The organism is Geminicoccus roseus DSM 18922 (genome assembly GCF_000427665.1).
GTDB classification, from domain to species: Bacteria; Pseudomonadota; Alphaproteobacteria; order Geminicoccales; family Geminicoccaceae; genus Geminicoccus; species Geminicoccus roseus.
This window is the reverse complement of the sequence record NZ_ATYL01000004.1, coordinates 19,247-37,850: the sequence shown is the minus strand read 5'-3', so window position 1 is coordinate 37,850 and position 18,604 is coordinate 19,247. Positions and strand designations below refer to the sequence as shown.

15 protein-coding genes and 1 pseudogene are annotated in these 18,604 nt (G+C 64.5%); 3 read left to right on the top strand and 13 right to left on the bottom strand.

Annotated elements, in window-relative coordinates; genetic code table 11:
- Positions 1-263 precede the first annotated feature (263 nt).
- Together GEMRO_RS0100770 and GEMRO_RS0100765 are read right to left on the bottom strand one after the other, a co-directional pair.
- Positions 264-605: a hypothetical protein gene (locus GEMRO_RS0100770; RefSeq protein ID WP_027132512.1), complete on the bottom strand. Its 342-nt coding sequence runs from the start codon at positions 603-605 to the stop codon at positions 264-266.
- Positions 602-1,309, bottom strand: coding sequence for a ParA family protein (locus tag GEMRO_RS0100765; protein ID WP_027132511.1), 708 nt, complete (start codon positions 1,307-1,309; stop codon positions 602-604). Before GEMRO_RS0100765 ends, GEMRO_RS0100770 begins: the two co-directional genes overlap by 4 nt.
- A 433-nt stretch (positions 1,310-1,742) precedes the next feature.
- Between GEMRO_RS0100765 and GEMRO_RS0100755 the strand changes: the two genes are divergently transcribed.
- Positions 1,743-2,980 (top strand): IS3 family transposase gene (locus GEMRO_RS0100755; protein ID WP_157505378.1). Its coding sequence is split into 2 segments (ribosomal slippage): positions 1,743-2,103 and positions 2,103-2,980, totalling 1,239 coding nucleotides; the frame shifts between segments, so codons are not numbered across the junction.
- A gap of 199 nt (positions 2,981-3,179) precedes the next feature.
- On the opposite strand, the gene GEMRO_RS0100750 is transcribed toward GEMRO_RS0100755, so the two are convergent.
- The gene (locus tag GEMRO_RS0100750; RefSeq protein ID WP_027132508.1) at positions 3,180-3,737 is read right to left on the bottom strand and encodes a recombinase family protein; all 558 of its coding nucleotides are present in this window, start codon (positions 3,735-3,737) and stop codon (positions 3,180-3,182) included.
- A gap of 146 nt (positions 3,738-3,883) precedes the next feature.
- Between GEMRO_RS0100750 and GEMRO_RS35575 the strand changes: the two genes are divergently transcribed.
- Positions 3,884-4,012: a hypothetical protein gene (locus GEMRO_RS35575; protein WP_276202812.1), complete on the top strand. Its 129-nt coding sequence runs from the start codon at positions 3,884-3,886 to the stop codon at positions 4,010-4,012.
- 146 nt (positions 4,013-4,158) lie between these two features.
- Here the strand turns inward: GEMRO_RS35575 and GEMRO_RS26655 are convergent.
- Positions 4,159-5,280 (bottom strand): annotated as a pseudogene (locus GEMRO_RS26655) (IS3 family transposase).
- A gap of 520 nt (positions 5,281-5,800) precedes the next feature.
- On the opposite strand from GEMRO_RS26655, the gene GEMRO_RS33165 reads away from it, so the two are divergent.
- Positions 5,801-7,114: a right-handed parallel beta-helix repeat-containing protein gene (locus tag GEMRO_RS33165; RefSeq protein ID WP_169728288.1), complete on the top strand. Its 1,314-nt coding sequence runs from the start codon at positions 5,801-5,803 to the stop codon at positions 7,112-7,114.
- A gap of 68 nt (positions 7,115-7,182) precedes the next feature.
- Here the strand turns inward: GEMRO_RS33165 and GEMRO_RS26650 are convergent, their stop codons facing one another.
- From GEMRO_RS26650 to GEMRO_RS0100695, 9 genes are read right to left on the bottom strand one after another with little or no spacing between them, the layout of a single operon-like run.
- Entirely contained in the window at positions 7,183-7,476 is a 294-nt protein-coding gene (locus GEMRO_RS26650; protein ID WP_276202814.1) for a transposase, read from the bottom strand.
- Positions 7,477-7,484: 8 nt separating this feature from the next.
- Positions 7,485-8,720 (bottom strand): glycosyltransferase family 4 protein, encoded by a 1,236-nt coding sequence (locus GEMRO_RS32190; RefSeq protein WP_027132507.1) that lies wholly within the window; start codon positions 8,718-8,720, stop codon positions 7,485-7,487.
- Positions 8,717-9,895, bottom strand: a complete 1,179-nt coding sequence (locus tag GEMRO_RS26640) for a glycosyltransferase family 4 protein (RefSeq protein WP_051328532.1) — start codon at positions 9,893-9,895, stop codon at positions 8,717-8,719. The genes GEMRO_RS32190 and GEMRO_RS26640 overlap by 4 nt, the downstream gene beginning before the upstream one ends.
- Before the next feature lie 3 nt (positions 9,896-9,898).
- Positions 9,899-11,290, bottom strand: a complete 1,392-nt coding sequence (locus GEMRO_RS0100720; RefSeq protein ID WP_027132506.1) for a hypothetical protein — start codon at positions 11,288-11,290, stop codon at positions 9,899-9,901.
- On the bottom strand, positions 11,287-12,717 hold the full coding sequence (locus GEMRO_RS0100715; protein WP_027132505.1) for a lipopolysaccharide biosynthesis protein: 1,431 nt from the start codon (positions 12,715-12,717) through the stop codon (positions 11,287-11,289). The genes GEMRO_RS0100720 and GEMRO_RS0100715 overlap by 4 nt, the downstream gene beginning before the upstream one ends.
- 32 nt (positions 12,718-12,749) lie before the next feature.
- Positions 12,750-15,074 (bottom strand): GumC family protein, encoded by a 2,325-nt coding sequence (locus GEMRO_RS0100710; protein WP_027132504.1) that lies wholly within the window; start codon positions 15,072-15,074, stop codon positions 12,750-12,752.
- A 53-nt stretch (positions 15,075-15,127) separates the two neighbouring features.
- Positions 15,128-16,192: an NAD-dependent epimerase/dehydratase family protein gene (locus tag GEMRO_RS0100705; protein ID WP_027132503.1), complete on the bottom strand. Its 1,065-nt coding sequence runs from the start codon at positions 16,190-16,192 to the stop codon at positions 15,128-15,130.
- Between the two features lie 46 nt (positions 16,193-16,238).
- Positions 16,239-17,048: a WecB/TagA/CpsF family glycosyltransferase gene (locus tag GEMRO_RS0100700; RefSeq protein ID WP_051328531.1), complete on the bottom strand. Its 810-nt coding sequence runs from the start codon at positions 17,046-17,048 to the stop codon at positions 16,239-16,241.
- On the bottom strand, positions 17,048-18,589 hold the full coding sequence (locus GEMRO_RS0100695; RefSeq protein WP_084506375.1) for an exopolysaccharide biosynthesis polyprenyl glycosylphosphotransferase: 1,542 nt from the start codon (positions 18,587-18,589) through the stop codon (positions 17,048-17,050). Before GEMRO_RS0100695 ends, GEMRO_RS0100700 begins: the two co-directional genes overlap by 1 nt.
- Between the last annotated feature and the right edge of the window lie 15 nt (positions 18,590-18,604).

The window sequence follows — 18,604 nt, the reverse complement described above, 5'->3', positions numbered from 1 at the left end:
AGAACAATCCACCCCGTCAACTTGGACTTTGGTGGCGCTAGCTATTTGAAGAGATATTTGATTCTCTCTTTATTAGTTGAGCCACTAGAGTCCAGTGGATAACTACGCGTAACGCCACCAGAGTCCAAGAATCCGCCATCAGAGTCCAAGAAGGCTTGTGGAAAAAAGGCCCCAAAGTACGGATGTGCATCGAGGTGCACGCGCTAGGCGGCATCACGTTTCCTCGATACCTGTAACCAATCTGCACACCCTGAGGGTGTACCTCACTTCTGCAGGTCAAGCTCACGCTCCAGTGCTGCAAGCGCGCGTTCGAATGCCTCGCCCTGCACCCAGCCATGTTGGTCGACCAGCGCATAGAAGGCCTCAAGGGTTTCAGGCCGGACCTTGATATTGAGTTGGGCATTGCGGCCGGTACGGTAGCGGCGCTGCTCTCGCCGGGCCGGCAGTTGCGCCACGTCCTTAGGCTCACGACTACGAAAGCTTGCTGCCTCGGAAACCGCCCTCACCTCCTCTGGAGGTGCCGCTGGCCGATCTGGCAGTCGGGGTTGGAAATCGCTGACGTCGAAATCGTCGTCGCCGAAGATGCTGGCACGTTCCCCGTTCATCCGGCCGCTCCCGCTTCGGCCGGCGCCGCCTTAGGCTGTGCCTCACGGCGTAGCATGCCAATCACCTCGGTCGCAAATGCACGGGCGTTGACGATCGCTGCATCCAGGTTGCTGACTTGGCCCGAGTTCAGCGACTCCAGCGTGCCACCGAACGAGAACATCCCGCGATAGGCATCACGTTCGTGGAGATGTGTGTCAAAGGCCGGTGCACCGTAGCGGCGGAACTCCTCCTGGATGAAGTGCAGCGTGCGCGGTCGGATTGCAGCACTCGTGCGGGTGAACAGAATTGCGTAGGGGATTTGGCGGGCAAACGCCTTCTCCTGCTGGCGGATCAGCTTAATGGCTTTGGCGGCTTGAGCAGCGTCGAGCTGCGAGCCCTGCGTCGGGATGATCACTAGATCGGCTCGGCTGATCGCATAGGCCACCATCATTGAGGCGGTGCCCTCCAGGTCAACGATCACGAACGCGGTCCGGCGCGCCGCCGCCTCGATCTCATCGATCACTGTGTCCTCCGTGACGTCGGCACGGACGATAAGGTTGGCAGGCCGGCCCGGGCGCCGGGCCCAGTCGGACACTGGCTTGTTGGGATCAGCGTCAATCACCGTTACTGCCGCGCCTTTCAGGGCGAGCTCCGCCCCCAGCAACACCGCAGAGGTGGACTTGCCCACCCCTCCCTTGGGACTTGCAAACACGATGGTCGGCATACCCGCCCCTTCTCTGCAAGATTAATTCTTGGTTCAGCTAGCTGGTAGCTATCAGCTATTGGAGGGTGGCGCGATAACCGAACGGACACATCAACAGTGTGTATGGTTAACAACTCACTCATCCGATAGCTGTAGGATAGCTACCAGATAGCTGATGGCTAGCCAATCAAGTGGAAGCAGCGAATATAGTGCGATGAAAGTCGCGATCAATACCAGATAGCTACCAGATATCTTAGGCTAACATCATAAGTAGACATCTCCTAGATAGCTAACTAGTAGCTATCAGATAGCTGACAAATAGCCATCGGCTGACGTTGGACGCAATGACTCGCTAGTGCTGACATCTTTCCAGTTCTGCCTCTGATACTGAACTGGACTGCACCCCATTTGAACCGGACAGGGTCGATAGCCGATAAGGCATAGGCATACGCCTATGGATAATACGATGGCTTCAGACCCGAACGGACCTCCGCCCCGTGTCGAGGTGATCTCGTCGGTGCAGCGCCGGCGCCGGTTTTCGACGGCCGAGAAGGTGCGGCTGGTCGAAGAGACCATGCAGCCGGGCATGAGCGTATCCCTGGTCGCCCGCCAAGCCGGCATTGCGCCCAGCATGCTGTTCAACTGGCGGCGGCGCATGCTGGAGGGCGGCTTCGAAGCCGTGCAGGTGGATGAGCCGGTGGTCGGCCAGACCCAGGTGCGCGACCTGGAGAAGCGGGTCCGTGAGTTGGAGCGGCTGCTGGGACGGAAGACCCTGGAGGTCGAGATCCTCAAAGAGGCGCTGGACGTGGCACGGGCAAAAAAACCGATCTCGCTGCTGCCGTCGTGGAGCGGTCGCAGGGACGGTTCGCGATGACCACCATCGCCAGCACGCTCGGTGTTGCCCGCTCCAACCTGGTCGAGCGCTTGGCACGCACCTCCAAGCCGCGCGGGTGCTACCACAAAGCCGAGGACAACTGGCTGCTGCCCTTGATCCGCCAGCTGGTCGAGGAGCGGCCTTCGTACGGCTATCGGCGCATCACCGTGCTCTTGAACCGCCGCCTCCAGGGCAAGAACCTGCCAAAGGTGAATAGCAAGCGTGTGCTGCGCATCCTCCAAAAGCACGGGCTTGTCCTGCAGCGGCACACCGGCCGCCAGCTCGGTCGTACCCATGACGGCGCGGTCGTCGCGCTGATCTCCAATGTCCGCTGGTGCTCCGACCACTTCGAACTCACCTGCCGCAATGGCGAGATCGTCCGCGTCCTGTTCGCGATCGACGCCTGCGACCGCGAGATCATCGCCTGGTCGGCCACCACTGCCGGGATTGCTGGCGAGATGGTCCAGGACCTCATGCTCGCCTGCGTCGAGCAGCGCTTTGGCAGCCTGAAGACGCCTCACCCGGTGGAATGGTTGTCCGATAACGGCAGCGCCTACATCGCCAAGGACACCCGGAACACCGCCACCGCCCTTGGCCTGCGCCTGTGCTTCACCCCGGTCCGCTCGCCCCAGAGCAACGGCATCGCCGAGGCCTTCGTGAAGACCTTCCGGCGCGACTACCTGCAGCTCTCGATCCTGCCAGATGCCGTTACCGTCCTCCGTCTGCTGCCGGCATGGATGGACGACTACAACACCATCCACCCGCACTCGGCGCTGCGCTTCCAATCGCCTGCCGAGTTCCGCAAACTCAGTGCTTAGCCCAACCCAGACCCTGTCCGGTCAAACGGGGTGCACTCCATGAACGGCGGCCAGTGCCGCTCGAGCAGGGGAGGGAGCGCGGCCGCAGATTAGACATCGTTTGGAGGGTGAGGCATCCGCTAGCTGAAAACCTGCACCGGCCGAATGGGTCTAGACGAAATGATCCTGCGGCGGGGATGGCTGCAGCCTTTGGCTGCGCTCAGGACCGTCGGGTAGTTCCAAGGATCCGATAGACCGAGGCCCGGCCGATCCGGAGTCGCTTGGCGATTGCAGAAGCACCGAGCTGCTCCTCTTCCTTCAGGCGCCTGACCTCCGCCACATCGATGCTGGGCTTCCTGCCTTTGTAGACGCCCTTGGCCTTGGCCGCCTTGATCCCCTCCAGCTGCCGCTCACGGCGGAGGTTGGTTTCGAACTCGGCGAACACCCCCAGCATGTCCAAGAACGCCTTGCCGACCGCGGTGCCGGTGTCGATCGGCTGCTCGGTCGCCTTCAGGCTCACGCCTTTGGCCTTGAGCTCGTGCACGATGTCCTGCAGGTCCTTCATCGAGCGGGCCAGGCGATCGATCCGGGTGACCACCAGCGTGTCGCCTGGCTGAACGAAGTCGAGCAGCACCTGCAGCTCGGTGCGACCGTCGCGCCGGCTGCCGCTGGCCTTCTCCGCACGGACCACGCTGCAGCCCGCGGCCCTCAGCGCAGTCTTCTGCAGGGTGAGGTCCTGGTCGAGGGTGCTGACCCGGGCATAGCCATAAGTGGGCATGAGGGGAGGGGCCTCTTTGTCTCGCTGGCTTCTAGACCCGTTCCATCTACTGTCTCGGAAGATCAAGAACAACCCATGTGGGACAGGGAAGGGTGTCTCGATGGTATGTCTTTCTGGGGTAGACCCTGGCAAGATGGAAACGGAAGGTGCCGATCGACATGAATGCGCTGGAGCGGCAAGCGCCGGTCGATCTCGTGCTGGATAACACCGGCGTGGCCTTCTATGGCCCGGGTGAGGGGGACCGGCGGAAGCACGGCGAGAAGCACCGCACGTAGTACAAGCTCCACCTCGCCGTCGACGCCGGGACAGGTGAGATCCTGACCTTCGAGCTCACCGGGCCTGCCCCCTGAAGAGTGATCCTCCCTGAGGTATGGCCTTCGCCGGCCTTGAGGCGCTTGGCTTTGGTGGTCCAGGTTCGGCGTTAGCCTTTGACGCTCTGTGAACCCTTCGTCGGCCCCGAAGAGCCTGTTCGTAATAGGTATTCCTGTGGCGTCCGATGACCAAAAGCCATGTGAGGACGGCTCTCGTTGTAGTACCTCCGCCAAGCCTCGATGATGGCCTTCGCCTCGGCCACCGTCGCGAACCAGTGCAGGTTCAGGCACGCGTCCCGCAAGCTGCCGTTGAAGGTCTCGATAAACGCATTGTCCGTCGGCTTGCCGGGCCTGGAGAAGTCGATCCGGGTGCCATGGTGGTAGGCCCAGAGGTCGACCAAATGGCCGGTGAACTCTGTGCCATTGTCGGCGAACAGGTACCTCGGCGCACCTCGCTGCCGAACCAGGCGGTTCAGGACCTCCACGCCGTGCTCGCCCCGCAGCCCCGGCCTACCTCAATGGCCAGGCCCTCCCGGCTGAATACGTCGGCCACCGTCAGGGCACGGAACTTCTGCCCGTTGCTCAGCTGGTCGTGGATGAAGTCGAGGCTCCAAGCCTCGTTCGGCCGGTTCGGCTGGCACCTTGCTTCACGGTGCACGACCATCTTGCGGCGCCGTGGCCGCTTGATCCGCAGTGCCAGCCCTTCCTTACCTTAGAGCCGCCAGACCAGGTTCTTGCCTATCGCCCAGCCGTCGCGCCTGAGCATGATGTGCACGCGTCGGTAGCCAAAGCGGATCCGCGTCGCCGCGATCTCGTGCATGCGCTTCCGGATCTCCAGGCGTGGGTCCCGCCTGCTCGGCTTGCGCTGGGTGGAGCGGCGTTGGCGCGTCAACGAACAGGCCCGCCGCTCGCTGTAGCCGTGGGATGCCACCACATAGGCCACAACGTCCTTCATGAGCGCTGGCCGGAGAACTTTTTGACAAGACATCCTGCAGCACCGCCTTATCCAGACTGAGCTCAGCCACCAAACGCTTCAGCCGGGCGTTCTCGTCCACCACCTGCTTGAGCTCGCGGACCTGGTCCGACTCCAGGCCGGCGTACTGCTTCTTCCACCGATAAAAGGTCTGTTTCGAGATCCCAACCTGCCGGATCAGGTCGGCGACCGGCAGGCCGAGATCCGCCTGCTTCAGCACCGCCACGATCTGCTCGACCGAAAACCGCTTCCGCTTCATGGCCAATCCTCCGCTGGGGGAAAATCCGCCAAAAGCTAACGTTCGACATGGACCACTTCCGCCGGGTCACCTCACGTTCGATTCTGAGCTTAAAGCCATCCCTTTGTAAAAATGTGTGGTAGCAGCCGGTAACTCGTCTTTTGCAAATTTTTGCCATGACAATGATGGTAAACAGATTCTAAGCTTCATTATGAGTTTCGGAGAAGATATCATGCAATTTCCGGTAGATCGACGGTCTTTCATCAGCGTGGGGGCGATAGTCGGATTTTCCCCAAAAATATCAGTCAAGAACCCCGTTTACATCGGAGCTGCGCGTACCTTCTACGTGTCGCCTCAAGGCCAGGACACCAACGATGGGCTTGGAACTGCCAGACCACTTCGCACAGTCCGTGCGGTCGTCCGAGCCAGCGCCTACGGTGATACGATCCTTTTCCAGCGTGGTGGAGTCTGGCGGGAGAGCTTCCTCGTGCATACAGGAGCCCTGCGCCTAGGCTCATATGGTTCCGGGACACTACCGGTCTTGACCGGAGCCAATCGACTGGATGGCTCTCTCGTGAAAACGAGCACTCCGCAGATCTGGCGCGTCGAACTCTCGACAGGGCCAACCCAGGTATTTATCGACAATGGCCGTGGCCGGCGCGTGATCTCTGTGGCTGCCTGTACTACCTACCGCGACTGGTGCTGGACCAGCGGCACTCTTACTGTCCGCGGCAAGGATAGCGGCACCCGGCCTTTAGTGGAGGCGAGCGTCCGCGACATCGTCCTCAATACGAATGGTTTCCCAGGCATTCGTATTGAGGGGCTGCGGTTAGAGCGTGCCCGCCGGCATTGTGTCGTCTTGGGTGCTGCGCAAGCACCGGTAATCCGTAACTGTGAGATTGTCGAAGCTTTTCAAAACGGCATTGAGTTTGGAACGGAACATACGCACGATAATGGCCTAATTGAGGCGAACCTCGTCAGCGAGCATGGGCAGACCGGCATTAACGGCGGTGGACGGATGAACGGGTGGACCATCCGCGGCAACCAAGTGATCGGCTGCGGCAGGATCCACAACGAGATGGTCGGCGCCGATCCCGGCCATCAATGGACTGCCGGCATTAAGATCTGGGGCTGGGCGGCAAGCGGCATCCAGGGCGGCCTATTGATCGAGGGAAACTCGGTGGCGGACTGCCGGATCCATGCCTGGGCGCCCGAGAACCAAGCGCCGCATAACCATGGTTGCGGCATCTGGATTGATGAGGTTTTTGCTCCTCGCGCGCCGCAGGTGGTGCGTGCAAATCGCATCGCCAACTGCCAGTCTCGCGGCATCTTCATTGAGAAGAGCGACGACTGTGTTGTCCAGTCCAACAGTATCGATTCATGCGGAAAGGCGCTCTACACTGGTGGTATTTCCGTTCAAGGGAACAATGGTCGCGGAGCCGCCCGAAACACGATCGAGCACAACACGGTCCGCGGCGGATGGTGGGCAGCCGAGATCGGCGGGCAAAGCGTCACAGCCTTCGACGACAACATCGTCCGGAACAATATCTTCTACGGCAGCCCAAACCAGCAGCTCTATGTGGTCGGCGGTGGTGCCAATTTATCCGGAAAAGGTAAGGGGAACCTATATTACAGCAACTGTACGGGCCCAGAACGAACAAATTTCCTTACTTGGGAGCAACTCTACGATACTATTGCCGATTTCCAGGCGGCGTCGGGAGGTAAGGCTTATGGCAACCAGGGCGGAGACCCCCGCTTCGCCAGTACGGCCCTGGGCAACATGTCGCTTGCCTCGGACTCGATCTGCCTCGGCGCGGCGACCGATGGCGGCCATATCGGGGCGTGGCAGGGCTGACGAAAAGGTGCTGACAGGCGCTTCCGGAAGAGCGCCTGCCGCACGCTGGACCGGCACGGCAAGCGCACTCAGTCGCCGGAAGTATAGCTCGGATGGCGGGCGAACAGGGCGAACGCCTTGGCTAAAATGTCCCGTTCCTCGCGCAGCCGCCGGTTCTCCAGACGGAGCTTCGCCAGTTCGTCGCGCAGGATTGAGATCGGAACGGCCAATTGATGTCGTTCGTTGCGATCGGCTTGCCTGACCCAGTTCCTGATCGTTTCTGCCGACGGCCCGAGCTGCTGGGCTAGCTGGGTGGGTTCAGCGCCTGCACGGACCAGATCCACCATCTGCCTCCGGAAGGTTGGCGTGTAGGCTGGACGGATCTTCGGGCTCAGAGGTGCTTCCCCCCAAGAACACGCGGCGGCCTTAGCCGGAATGGTACGGTCTTGCTGAAATGCAGGTGGGCGTGGTGGACGGCGGCAAGGAAGCTCTCGGCCATCCCTTCCTGCGTCCACCGGGTGATGACCGCGCGGCAGGTGGCGCTCATCCGCTGACGTAGGCCCAAATCGTCCAAAAGAGCCGTCATGGCATGGGCCAGTGCGCCGGCGTCCCGCTCCGGGACCACGTAGCCGGTCACGCCGTCGTCGACTAGACCGCCGGCCGCCGCGCCGACCGAATCGGAAGCGATTACTGGCACGCCCTGATTGAAAGCCTCATTGACCACGAGCCCCCAAGTCTCTTTAATGTGATCAAGTTCGATCGACGGCAACACCATCGTCCAGGCAAGCGCATAATAGCTGACAGTCTGCTCCGCCGAAACATAACCTGCGAAGCGCACGCGGTCGGCGATGCCCAAGGCGGCTGCCTCGACGCGAAGTGTGGCCTCCTCGGAGCCTGAGCCTGCCAGCACCAGAACCGCATCGTTACGTTTGGCCATACTGAAGGCGCGGAGCAGGTAGGGCAGGCCCTTTACCTCGGTCATGCGCCCCATATAGAGGACAACCTTCTGCTCAGGCGCGATGTCGAGCCGGCTTCGGAGTGCGGCCACCTCCAGTTCGTTAACCGGCCGGGCATAGACCGCGTTGTCGACGGCATGGCGGGCCACGAAGATCCGTTCAGGATCCACGCCTTCCTCGCGCAGGAACGCCGCCACATGCTCACCGCAGGCGACCACCGCATCGGCATGTCGATAGATGTGGCGGGTCAGCGGGTAGACCAATCGGTGCGCGCGGGTCCGGTAGCGCATCCAGACCTCCGTCCACAACACGAAGGGACGGCCGCGCAGCCGCGCTACGAGATAGGTCACCGGCAGGGCGAACCGGCCGTTAATGCATTTGAGGTAGACGTCGTAAGGAGCCTTTAACAGGTGCCACGGCAGGCTTGGCGTGATTCGGGTGCCGGCGATATCGAAGCCCTTCAGGTAAACATGCTCGATATCCCCGCGCCAGACGCCGTGTTCGGGCAGCCAATAGCTTTCTGAGCCGTTCGAGTAGAACAGGAACTGGGTCTTGAGCCTGTGGGCGACGTGCTCGAACACGCCGTTGCGGTAGAAGGTGTTGAAGTTCGAAACGAGGCAAAGACGGAGCTGCCTCCCTTTGTCCCCGAGCATGGCCTGGTCGCTCTTCATCGGTCGGCTTTCGTGCTGATTCGACGCGCCGCTGCAAGCGGCAGCGCACTCGCGGGATTTTGCGGCAGGGCTAGGCAGCGCAGCATCTGCTGCACTCGCTCGGCGAAGTGCTCGTGCCGGTAATAGTCCAGGCCTTCCGGCACGCCCTTGTGGGCGTCCTTCAGGGCGTTGACGATCGCCTGGGTCAGCTCGTGCGGATTGCCCGGATCGACGACCGTGCCGAGTTCACCATGGCGCACCGCTTCGGCCGACGCATCGAGGTTGCTCGCGATGACGGGGCAGCCGCTGGCAAGTGCCTCCAGGAGCACGATCCCGAAGCCTTCCCCACGTCCGGCCAGGAGGAACAGGTCGGCCATCTGGTAGTAGAGAGGCTTGTCCGCCTCGGGGAGGTAGCCCGGGAAGCGGACCAGGTCCAATACGCCAAGCTGTGCGGCCTTGGCCTCGAGCCTCGGGCGGTCGTCACCGTCGCCGCCCAGCACGTAAACGACGTCCGGGTGGGCCTGGCGCACGCGCGGCAGCACCTCCAGGATCTCGTCGTAGCCCTTGTAGCGCTCCTGGCTGGAGAGCCTGCCAAGGGTGAGGATGACGCGCCGACCTTCAAGGCCCAGCCGCGACCTGAGCGCAGCCGGGTCGAGCGGTGCCCGGAAACGATCCACGTCCACCGTGTTCGGAATGAAGAACGGGCGGCTGTTCCGGTTGCCCGACCACTTGAGGAACCGGGCGTAGGTATGGCCACTCACGCTGATGATGTTGCGGACGCGGCGGGCCATCATGTCTGCCAGTCGGTGCCGGCTCGGACCCCAGGCCTCCACCCCGTGCATGACCGTGGCGAGCTGCGCGCCGGTCGCCGCGGCCAGGGGGGCAGCCAATGGCAGCAGGTACAGGTGCCCGCAGACGATCAGGTCGAAACGGCGCTCGCGCAGGAGGCGGAAGACGCTCAGGAGCACAAAACGGATGCTCACATTCCGCCCGTGGCGGAAGGTCTCGGGCGGATGGACGGCGTAACGTGCGCCGGCAGGCAGGGGAGCGGGAGCCTCCTGGGTTCCGATCCGCTGGAACAGCACGATCTCGTGCCCTGCCGGATCGGTACAGCAGGCCTCGATGAAGTCGCGATTGAACTGGGCGATCCCGCCCCGTCCCCCATAGGCGTCATCGAGCAGAATGGCGATTCTCATTGATTATGTCCAAATCCATCCATGTGACGATCGAGGAATAGCCAGCGCGCGAACATGACGGGCTAGGCAGAGGCCCAGGGCCATCAGGAAGAATATCTGCGCGCTCTGGAAAACGCCGTCGGCGCGCGGCTCGAAGACCAGAATGCCCGCCATGGCGACGAGGCAACCCAGCAGGCCGCGGAGCAGGAGGGCGTCCAGGCCCTGCGCTCCCGGCAGGGCAGCGCTGATCCGGCGCGCCGCGTTCCACCACAGGAGCAGGTAGAGGAGCAGGGCCGGCAATCCGAAGAAGACGAGCTGGTCCATCCACGTGTTATGTGCCGTCGGAAGGGGCCAGTAGGCGCGAGTGGCATTGGCATGGCGCACCATCTCCATGCTGTCGCCGAACCACCAGGCATAGGCGCTGTCGACGATGGCGCGGCCGGTGGCATCCCACAGGAGAATCCGCGATGAGACGGTGTTCACGTCCACGGAGCCGCCACCGCCTGACCCGCCCGTCGCGAAGACCAGGATGGCAGCGACGCCGCCCAGGAGGACGAGGAGTCCGAACCAGAGCCGCCAGCGGGGCCGCAGCGGAACAAGTGCCACCACGATTCCCAGGATGCTCCAGATCATCCCGCCCTTGCTGAAGGTGAAGTACATGCTGAGGGCGACGATGCCGAGGTACCCTAGCAGCGACATGGCCAGGAACGGCCGCCGCCGGACCTCACCAGAGAGAAGGAGCGTCGTGCCGAGCACTAGGCCTGGCATGAGGAGGGCGGCGAGGTTGTTGGGTGTGTTGGTCAGGCCGTTGGCGGTGTGGCTGAGGAAATTACCATAGATGTCCGCTTTCCAGACATTGTTGTAAACCTGGGGCACCAGATAGAAGTTGCCCGTCAGGAACTGGCCTATGCCCAAGACGGCATTGGTCAGGATCCCAAGGAAGAAGATCACGAGCACCACGACGATCTGTCTTCGCGTGTGCAGCATGCGTGCCATCAGCATGAACAGCAGAATGCCGGGCAGAAGGTTCTTCAGCTTGCCGACCGTATCGGAGGCGCCCTTGATCCCGAGCGCCAGGACCACCGCCACCATGCACCAGATGCAGTAGAGGAAAAGTTCCGGCAGCAAATCCCGGCCGTTGCTGGCGATGTCCAGCCGCCGGTGCGCCAGGTCGTTCACCAGGATGATGCCAAACAGCGCCCAGGTGACGACCTCGAACAGCATGAGGCTCGCAGGGCCGCTTCCGGGCGCCATGAGCGGAAAGTCGGCGGCGAGCGCCGCCGTGGCGATGCCGAGGAGCACCAGGTGCGGGAGGACGATACCGGTCCGGCCGGCAGCGGTATACGGTAGCCGTAGCAGGCTGGGCGGGTGGTCGGCTCGGAGAAGGGCCGGCTCCCCCAGGACGAACAGGGTCATGACACGCGCCCGGCTGTCGGGGATGGCACCGCACCGCTTCGGCCGGCACCGGTAAGCGACCCCAGCTTGTGCAGGCGGCCGCGGCCGGCGGTCAGCCCGACGACCACGGCCATGCCGGTCAGAAACATCGCCAGCCGGACGGCCAGAGGCAGGCCGGCAAGTGGGTCGGCACCGAGCAGCGTCCCGAGCATCGCCGTGCCCAGGCACAGGCCGACCATCCGCCCATGGCGGAAGGCAACCCGGTGGATGCGCTGGGACAGGACCATCAGCGTGCCCAAGGCGACGATGGCACCGCCAAGCTTGGCGAGTGCCGCTCCCTGCAGGCCGAGCCATGGGATCAGGACGGCGCCGATCGCGATGGCTGCCAGTGCGCCGGCGCCGACCGGATAGAGGTTGCGGTGCGTGTGGCCTGGCTTGAGCAGCCCGACGTTGAAGGGGTAGGTCATGCCGACGGTGACGATTGCCATGATCAGCAGAACCAGCGTCCAAGGGTCGTAGGCCAGCCCGGGGGCGAACAGGTCGACCAGCTCGTGCCCGGCCAGCCCGACCATGCCAGCCACCGTCAGCATGAGGGCGAGGAGCAGGTGGGCCGCTTGGTCGAAGAAGGCGCTACCGCCGTCCGGATCGTTCAGGTGCGCAAAGCGCTCAACCGGGAACCACAGCATGAAGGGCATGGTGATGCCCTGGCCGACGAAGGCGGTGAGCTTGACGTAGACCACGTAGGCGCCGACATCCGCTCGCTCACCGAACCAGGCGAGCAGAAAGCGGTCGCCGCTCTCGGCGACCTGAGCCAGCATGCCCGTCAGCAGGATGAAGCCGCCGTAGCGAACGGCATCCGCATAGGCGCCGCGTCGCGCGAGCGGCCCTGGCCGTAGGATCATGACTAACAGGAGTGCCAGGGACCCCGCCGCCAGGAGGCGGAACAGCACGATATCCATGAGGGAAAGCCGCGTGGGCCATGTCAGGGCGAGGACGATCCCCAGCGCCAGCAGGAAGATCGCCGGCCGGCCGGCCTGACCGATGGCATAGGGCGCCAACCTGTTGGCGGCCCGGCACCCGAACAGCAGGATTCCGAGCACCGCCTCCACGACGATGAGCACCGCAAGGGCAGGAACAGCGCCCCAGCCCAGAACAGGGACAGCGATTCCGATGCCGGCCAGCCCCGCCACGGCGAGCAGCACCGGCAGGCCGATGGGAACCAGTCGGCCGAGTGCTGGTGAAAGATCGTTGCCGTCGTGGGAGACCTGCTTGATCAGGCCATGATCGACACCCAGCAGTGCCGCGGCCGCGGCCATGAGCACGAGCGGCTCGATCAGCGACCAGGTCCCGAAGGCCTCGATACCCAGGAGCCGTACCAGGACCGGGCCCGCGAGGAAGGTCGAGAACGCCGCACTGGCGGTCACCCCAGCGTAGATGCCCAGCCGCACGATTGCCGGGAGCGATGCGGAGACGGGTCTCGTCACGCATGCCTCCGCTCGTTGAAGTAACGCCGGTAGGACTTGTCGGTCAGCAGGTGCGTTTCCGTGTAGTCGAAGGCGGCCATGCGCCGGACGTCGACCAGATTCAGGACCACGCCGGACAACAGCCCACCAGCTCCCGCCACCTGCCGCAGGGCGTGGTCCACCGCCTTGCGGCTGGTGTGATTCCAGCGCACGACCATGACGCAGTGCCGGGTGAGCGCGAGCAGGAGCCGCGTCTCAGCGACCGGCAGGACCGGCGGCGCATCGATCAGCACGAAATCGTAGCCGACCTTCAGGCGGTCGATGGCCTGAAGGACGACGGCGCTGCCGAGCGTGTGGGCGAGGCCGAAGCTGCCTTTGCCGATCGCCACCACGTCGAGATTGCCGAGCGGGCTGCGCTGGACGAGATCGCCCGGCCGGAGTTCGGGATCGTCCAGCAGATCGGCGAGGCATGCGTTTCCAGGCGTGCGCAGGAGCTGGCAGGCCCGATGCCGATGCGGGTCGGCGTCGATGACGAGCACCCGGAAGCCGAGGCTCGCCAGCGCCATGGCCGTGCCCGCGGCCATCGAGCTCTTGCCTTCCGCAGGCATGGCCGAGGTCAACAGCACACAGGGCGGCAGCCCCTGCGTCCGCACCGCGCCGACGATGCCGAGAGCGATCCCGTGCAGTGATTCGCAGGCCATGCTGCGCGGCTGCGCCACGGCATCGGCGACCACACTTCCGCCCGCCTTGCGCATCCGCTTCCGGTCGATCACGGGCACGACGGCATGCACCGACAGGCCATAGCTGTTCTCGATCTCATCCAGGCTCAAGAAGCCCTCGCGCCGGGTATTCTCCGCGACGAGCACGGCGCCCACGCCACCAAGCCCCGCCCCCATGGCCGCCACGGCGAGCAGCAGGAACGTCTTCGGCTGGGAGCTGCGCGGCGGCGCTGAAGCGCTGGAGACGACTCGCACCTGCGGCTGCTCGTCGGTGAACTGCGCGGTCTCCTGCTCACGCTGGAGAAAGGTCGTCAGCACGTCGCGCTTCGCCTCGAGCGTCCGGTCCAGCGCATCGAGCCGGGTCTGCGCACGGGTCGCGGCGATGCGCTCGTGCTGCAGCCTGTCCAGGTCCGCCTGCCGCGCCTGAAGCTCGACCTCGGCGATCGCGACCTTGGTGCGGATCCCGGCGATGACGTCCTGCACCTCGACATGGATCTGCTGCTGGATGCTCCAGATCCGGTCCCCTAGCGCCTTGATGCGCGGATGGTGCTCACCATAGGTTCCAGTCAGCTCGGCCTGCTGCTGGCGAAGGTCGGCAAGGGTAGAGCGGAGCTGGTCGAAGGTCGGCGAGGCGAACAGCGACAAGCTCGGCGCCTCCGTCGCATGGACGGCCGCCGCTTCGGTCTTCGCGAGCTCCGCCCGGCGGCTTTCGAGCTCGGCGCGCGCCGTGACGGTAAGCGAGCTCAGCTCCTTGAGCTGCTGGTTGATCAGGGCGAGGTCCAGGCCTCGTCCGACCACGGTTTGTTCGCGGAAATTCTCGACCGCCTGCTCCGCCTGGCGGACGTCCTCCTCCAGGCCGGCCAGGCGCTCTTTGAGCCAGCGATTGGTTTCCTGGGTGCCGGCCTGTTGCAGCTCGCGGCGGTGCCGGACATAGGCCTCGACGACTTGATTCGAGATCTTCGCCGCGAGTTCCGGATCGCGTGCGGTGACATCCACCTCGATCACCCGGGACTCGCCGAGCGAGACAACGTCGAGCTGCTTCAAGAGTTTCTCGACGACCCGAGCCTCCACTTGCTCCGGCGTGAGCATCTGGGGCGTACCCATGACCGACCGCACGAGCCGGCGTGCCTCGGCGATGATCTCCAACGCTACCGCCTTCGCCCCTCCCAACCATCCCGCTGCAGGACTGGGCGTCCCGGCCTCGGTCCGACGGAGCGCATCGTTGAATTCTGGCACCTGGTCGAGGCGCAGAGCCTGGATGACCTCACGGGCGATCTGCGGCGAGCGGATGACCTCCAGCTCGCTCAGGACCGCCGCCCGGTCATCGGGCAGCGCGCCCACCACCGGCAGGATGTCGACCATCCGGGCTGGTCGCGCCTCGACCATCACCCGTGCCGAGGCCATGTAGAGATGCGGCAGGCTCAGGATGCCAATGGCGGCCGGCACCAGGACCGCCAGGGCCACCAGCAGGAAAAGCCCCCGGCGGCGCCAGAACAGCGCGAACAGCCAATCGATCTCGATGCCGCTCGGCGCGGCACCACCCTCCCGGTGCGGCCCCACCCGGCGGAGGTCGCCTCCGTAGGGCGGCGATAGGGCCGACGGCGTGCCGGCGAGCGGATTCATCGGTTCTGGTCCACCATGTCTTTGCTGTTCATGGGCCCTCGCCGCACGCGGGCTCAGGCGGCCGAGCGGCTCAACTGCCAGGCGGCAGCGGCGAACTCTTCGAAAATCGAATCGATGCCGGTAGTGATCTGCCAACCCGGGTAGTCCCGGCGCAGACGCGAAAGATCGGAATAATAGCAGATATGATCGCCGATCCGGTTTTCTTCGGCGACGCTGAAATTCAGACGACGTCCGATAAGATGCTCGAGACGGGCGATTGCCTCCAGCACCGAGATGCTGTTGTCCTTGCCGCCGCCGAGATTATAGACCGCGCCGCTGCGTGGGTTCTGGATGAAGGCGTCGAACGCGCCGACTACGTCGCGGCTGTGGATCTGGTCGCGGACCTGTTTGCCCTTGTAGCCATGGACCGTATAGGGCCGGCCTTCCGCGACCGCCCGGGCGAGGTAGGCGAGAAAGCCGTGCAGTTCAGCACCGGAATGCCCGGTCCCGGTCAGGCAGCCGCCGCGGAAGCAGGCGGTCCTCATGCCGAAATAGCGGCCATATTCCTGGACCAGGACATCGGCCGCGACCTTGCTCGCCCCGAACAGGCTGTGCTTGGACTGGTCGATGGTGAAGTCCTCGGCGATCCCGCCGGCAAAGGTCGGATCGGCATAGTCCCAACGGGTCGGCAACTCCTCCAGCAGGATGTCGTTCGGCGCGTCGCCGTAGACCTTGTTCGTGCTCATGAACACGAAGCAGGCCTCGGGTGCATGGCGGCGGGTAGCCTCCAGCAGGTTCAGCGTGCCGCCGGCATTGGTGTCGAAGTCCTCGAACGGTATGCGGGCCGCTAGGTCGTGGCTCGGCTGTGCGGCGCAGTGGATCACCACGTCCGGCCGGACCTCCTCGAACAGCCGCATCACCGCAGCCCGGTCGCGGATGTCGGCCTCGACGTGCCGGTAGCGGCGGCAGTTCTCTTCGAGGCGGCGTCGCTGGCGGGTAGTGTCGCCATCCGGACCGAAGAACTGCCGGCGCATGTTGTTGTCGATGCCGATCACGCGCTGAGCGCGCCGGTCGTAGTGAAGGACGGCTTCGCCGCCGATGAGGCCGGCGCTTCCGGTGACAAGGACGGTCTCGGGCATGAATGAGCCCCTTCTCAGCATGAATGCGTGGGTATGAGGCCGTCGCTCAGCGGCGGCCGAGGAACTGGGAGGACAGGCGCCAGAGGAAGGCGCTGTTGGTGACGAGGTAGCGGCGGGCCAAGCGGCGCGGCTCCTGGGCCAGCCGGAACAGCCATTCGAGGCCGCAATCCTGCATCCAGCGCGGTGCCTGCCGCTTTGTGCCGGCGTGGAAGTCGAAGGCGGCGCCGACGCAGATCTGGGCCGCGCGGATCGAGTGCCGGTGCGCGAAGGCGAATCGTTCCTGCAACGGGCAGCCCAGGCCGATGAACACGAAGCCCGCACCGCTTGCCGCGATCCGTTCGACGAGCGCACGGTCCTCTTCCGTCGTGAGTGGACGGAACAGGGAAGGCTCGCAGCCCACGATACGCAGCGCCAGCGAGCCGCACTGCAGCGACTCGCGCAGGCGGCCGACGGTCGAGGCGGTCGAGCCGTAGAGGTAGACTCCGATCCCTTCGGCCGCCGCACGGGCACACAGGCGGAGCATGAGCTCCGGTCCGTAGACACGGTCCCGCAGTTTTCTGCGGAACAGGAGGTTCAGCGCCCAGCGCACCGGCTGGCCATCGGGCAAGACCAGGTCGAAGCTCGCTATCTGGGCAAGCAAAGCCGGATCGTGGGCTGCCTCGACAGTACCATGCACCGCAAGGGCCGTGGCGATCGCAGGCCGGTGCTGCCGGGCCGCGGCGGTCAGCAGCTCGACCGCTTCCGCATAATCGGTAGCGCTGACCGGAACGCCGATCACCTCATGCTTGGCGGGCCAGGCAAGGTCGCCAAGGGCGGCACCGTCGAGACGGCCGGTCGAAGGAATGGTGGCAAGCATCAGCGGGCCTCCGTGCTCAGCAGCCCGCGCGTGAGCGTGAGCATCATGATCTTCAGATCCAGGGAGAGCGACCAGCGTTCGATGTACTGGAGGTCGAACTCCACCCGGCGTTGCGCCTTCTCGAGGGTGTCGACTTCGCCGCGCAGCCCGTTGACCTGGGCGAGCCCGGTGAGGCCCGGCTTCACCCGATGACGCGCCGGGTAGGACTTCACCGCCTCGTCGTAGAGCCGGTCCAGCACCTTCATCTCGATCGGATGCGGGCGCGGCCCGACGATCGACATGTCACCGCGCAGCACGTTGATCAGTTGCGGCAGCTCGTCGAGCGAAGTGCGGCGCAGGAAGCGGCCGATCTGCGTCACCCGGGGATCGCCCCGCACGGTCCGCCTCGCCCCTGTCACGTCCCCGAGGTGGTGGTACATCGTCCGAAACTTCAGGACGTGGAACGGCTGGTTGTTGAAGCCGAACCGAGGCTGGCGGAAGAAGACTGGTCCCTTGCTGTCCAGCCGGATCGCCAAGCCGATCAGCAGCATGACCGAGCTCAGTGCCAGAAGGGCCAAGCCGGCGATCAGCTTGTCCTCGAGCCACTTGACCAGTCCGCCCCAGTCCCTGTGAGGCTGCCGGTAAAGTGCCGGAAACTGCAGCCCGCCGAGCAGGACGTTGGGCCGCGGCCCGCCGGCGTTCGCCGTGCCGATCAGATCCGGGCAGAGCAGCAGATCGGCCGGAAGGGATCCCAGGGTCGAGGCGAGTTGCTTCACCCTTGGCACCGCATGGTGCGGTAAGGCGATTATGATCGCGTCGATCGCCTCCCTGCGGCCGAGCGCCACCAGGTCGGCGACGGTGCCGGACAAGGGTGCCAGGTCCATGATCTCGGCGGGAATGCGGTGCGGCTCAAGCCGATCATCGAAGATGCCTACCACCCGATGTGGCATGTCACCGGCAGCCGTGCTCGACAGGTTCTGCAACAGATGCCGCGCCTGCTCCGTTGCTCCGACGATCGCAATCCTGCGGGTGCCCAGCCGCCCCGTCGCGGCGAGCCTGCCGAGCAGGAGACCCGCGGCCCAGTGCGCCGCTGGCAGGATGACAAGCACCATCCCGAACCACACGAGCACCCACAGCTTCGACAACTGGACGCCAGGCCCCGCGAGCATGCCCAGCATCGCCAGCACGATCATCGTCAGCAGCCACGCTCTAGTGGCGTCGGCAGGACTGGTTCCACGCCAGGGATGGGACCAGTCAGAGCGGCGGCCGGCTCGCTCGATCAGCGTGTAGAGCAGCGCGCCCAGGAGGCTGATGGCCAGATAGCGCTGATTCTGCACGGTGAGCAGCCCAGGATCCGCGATGCTGGCAAACTCGGCCAGTGCCGCAGAAATCGCGAAAGCGACCGGGCCGGTAACAGCCACCAGCAGCGGGCCCGCCGACATCACGGTGTCGCGCAGCACCTGCGGTGAGAGACGCGCCCGGTTTGCGCCACCAGCCGGCACCGCAGGCATGCGGGCTACCTGCCGGCGCTCGTGGTGCGCCAGGGAATGATCAGACAGCATCGGGACAGCTCGGCG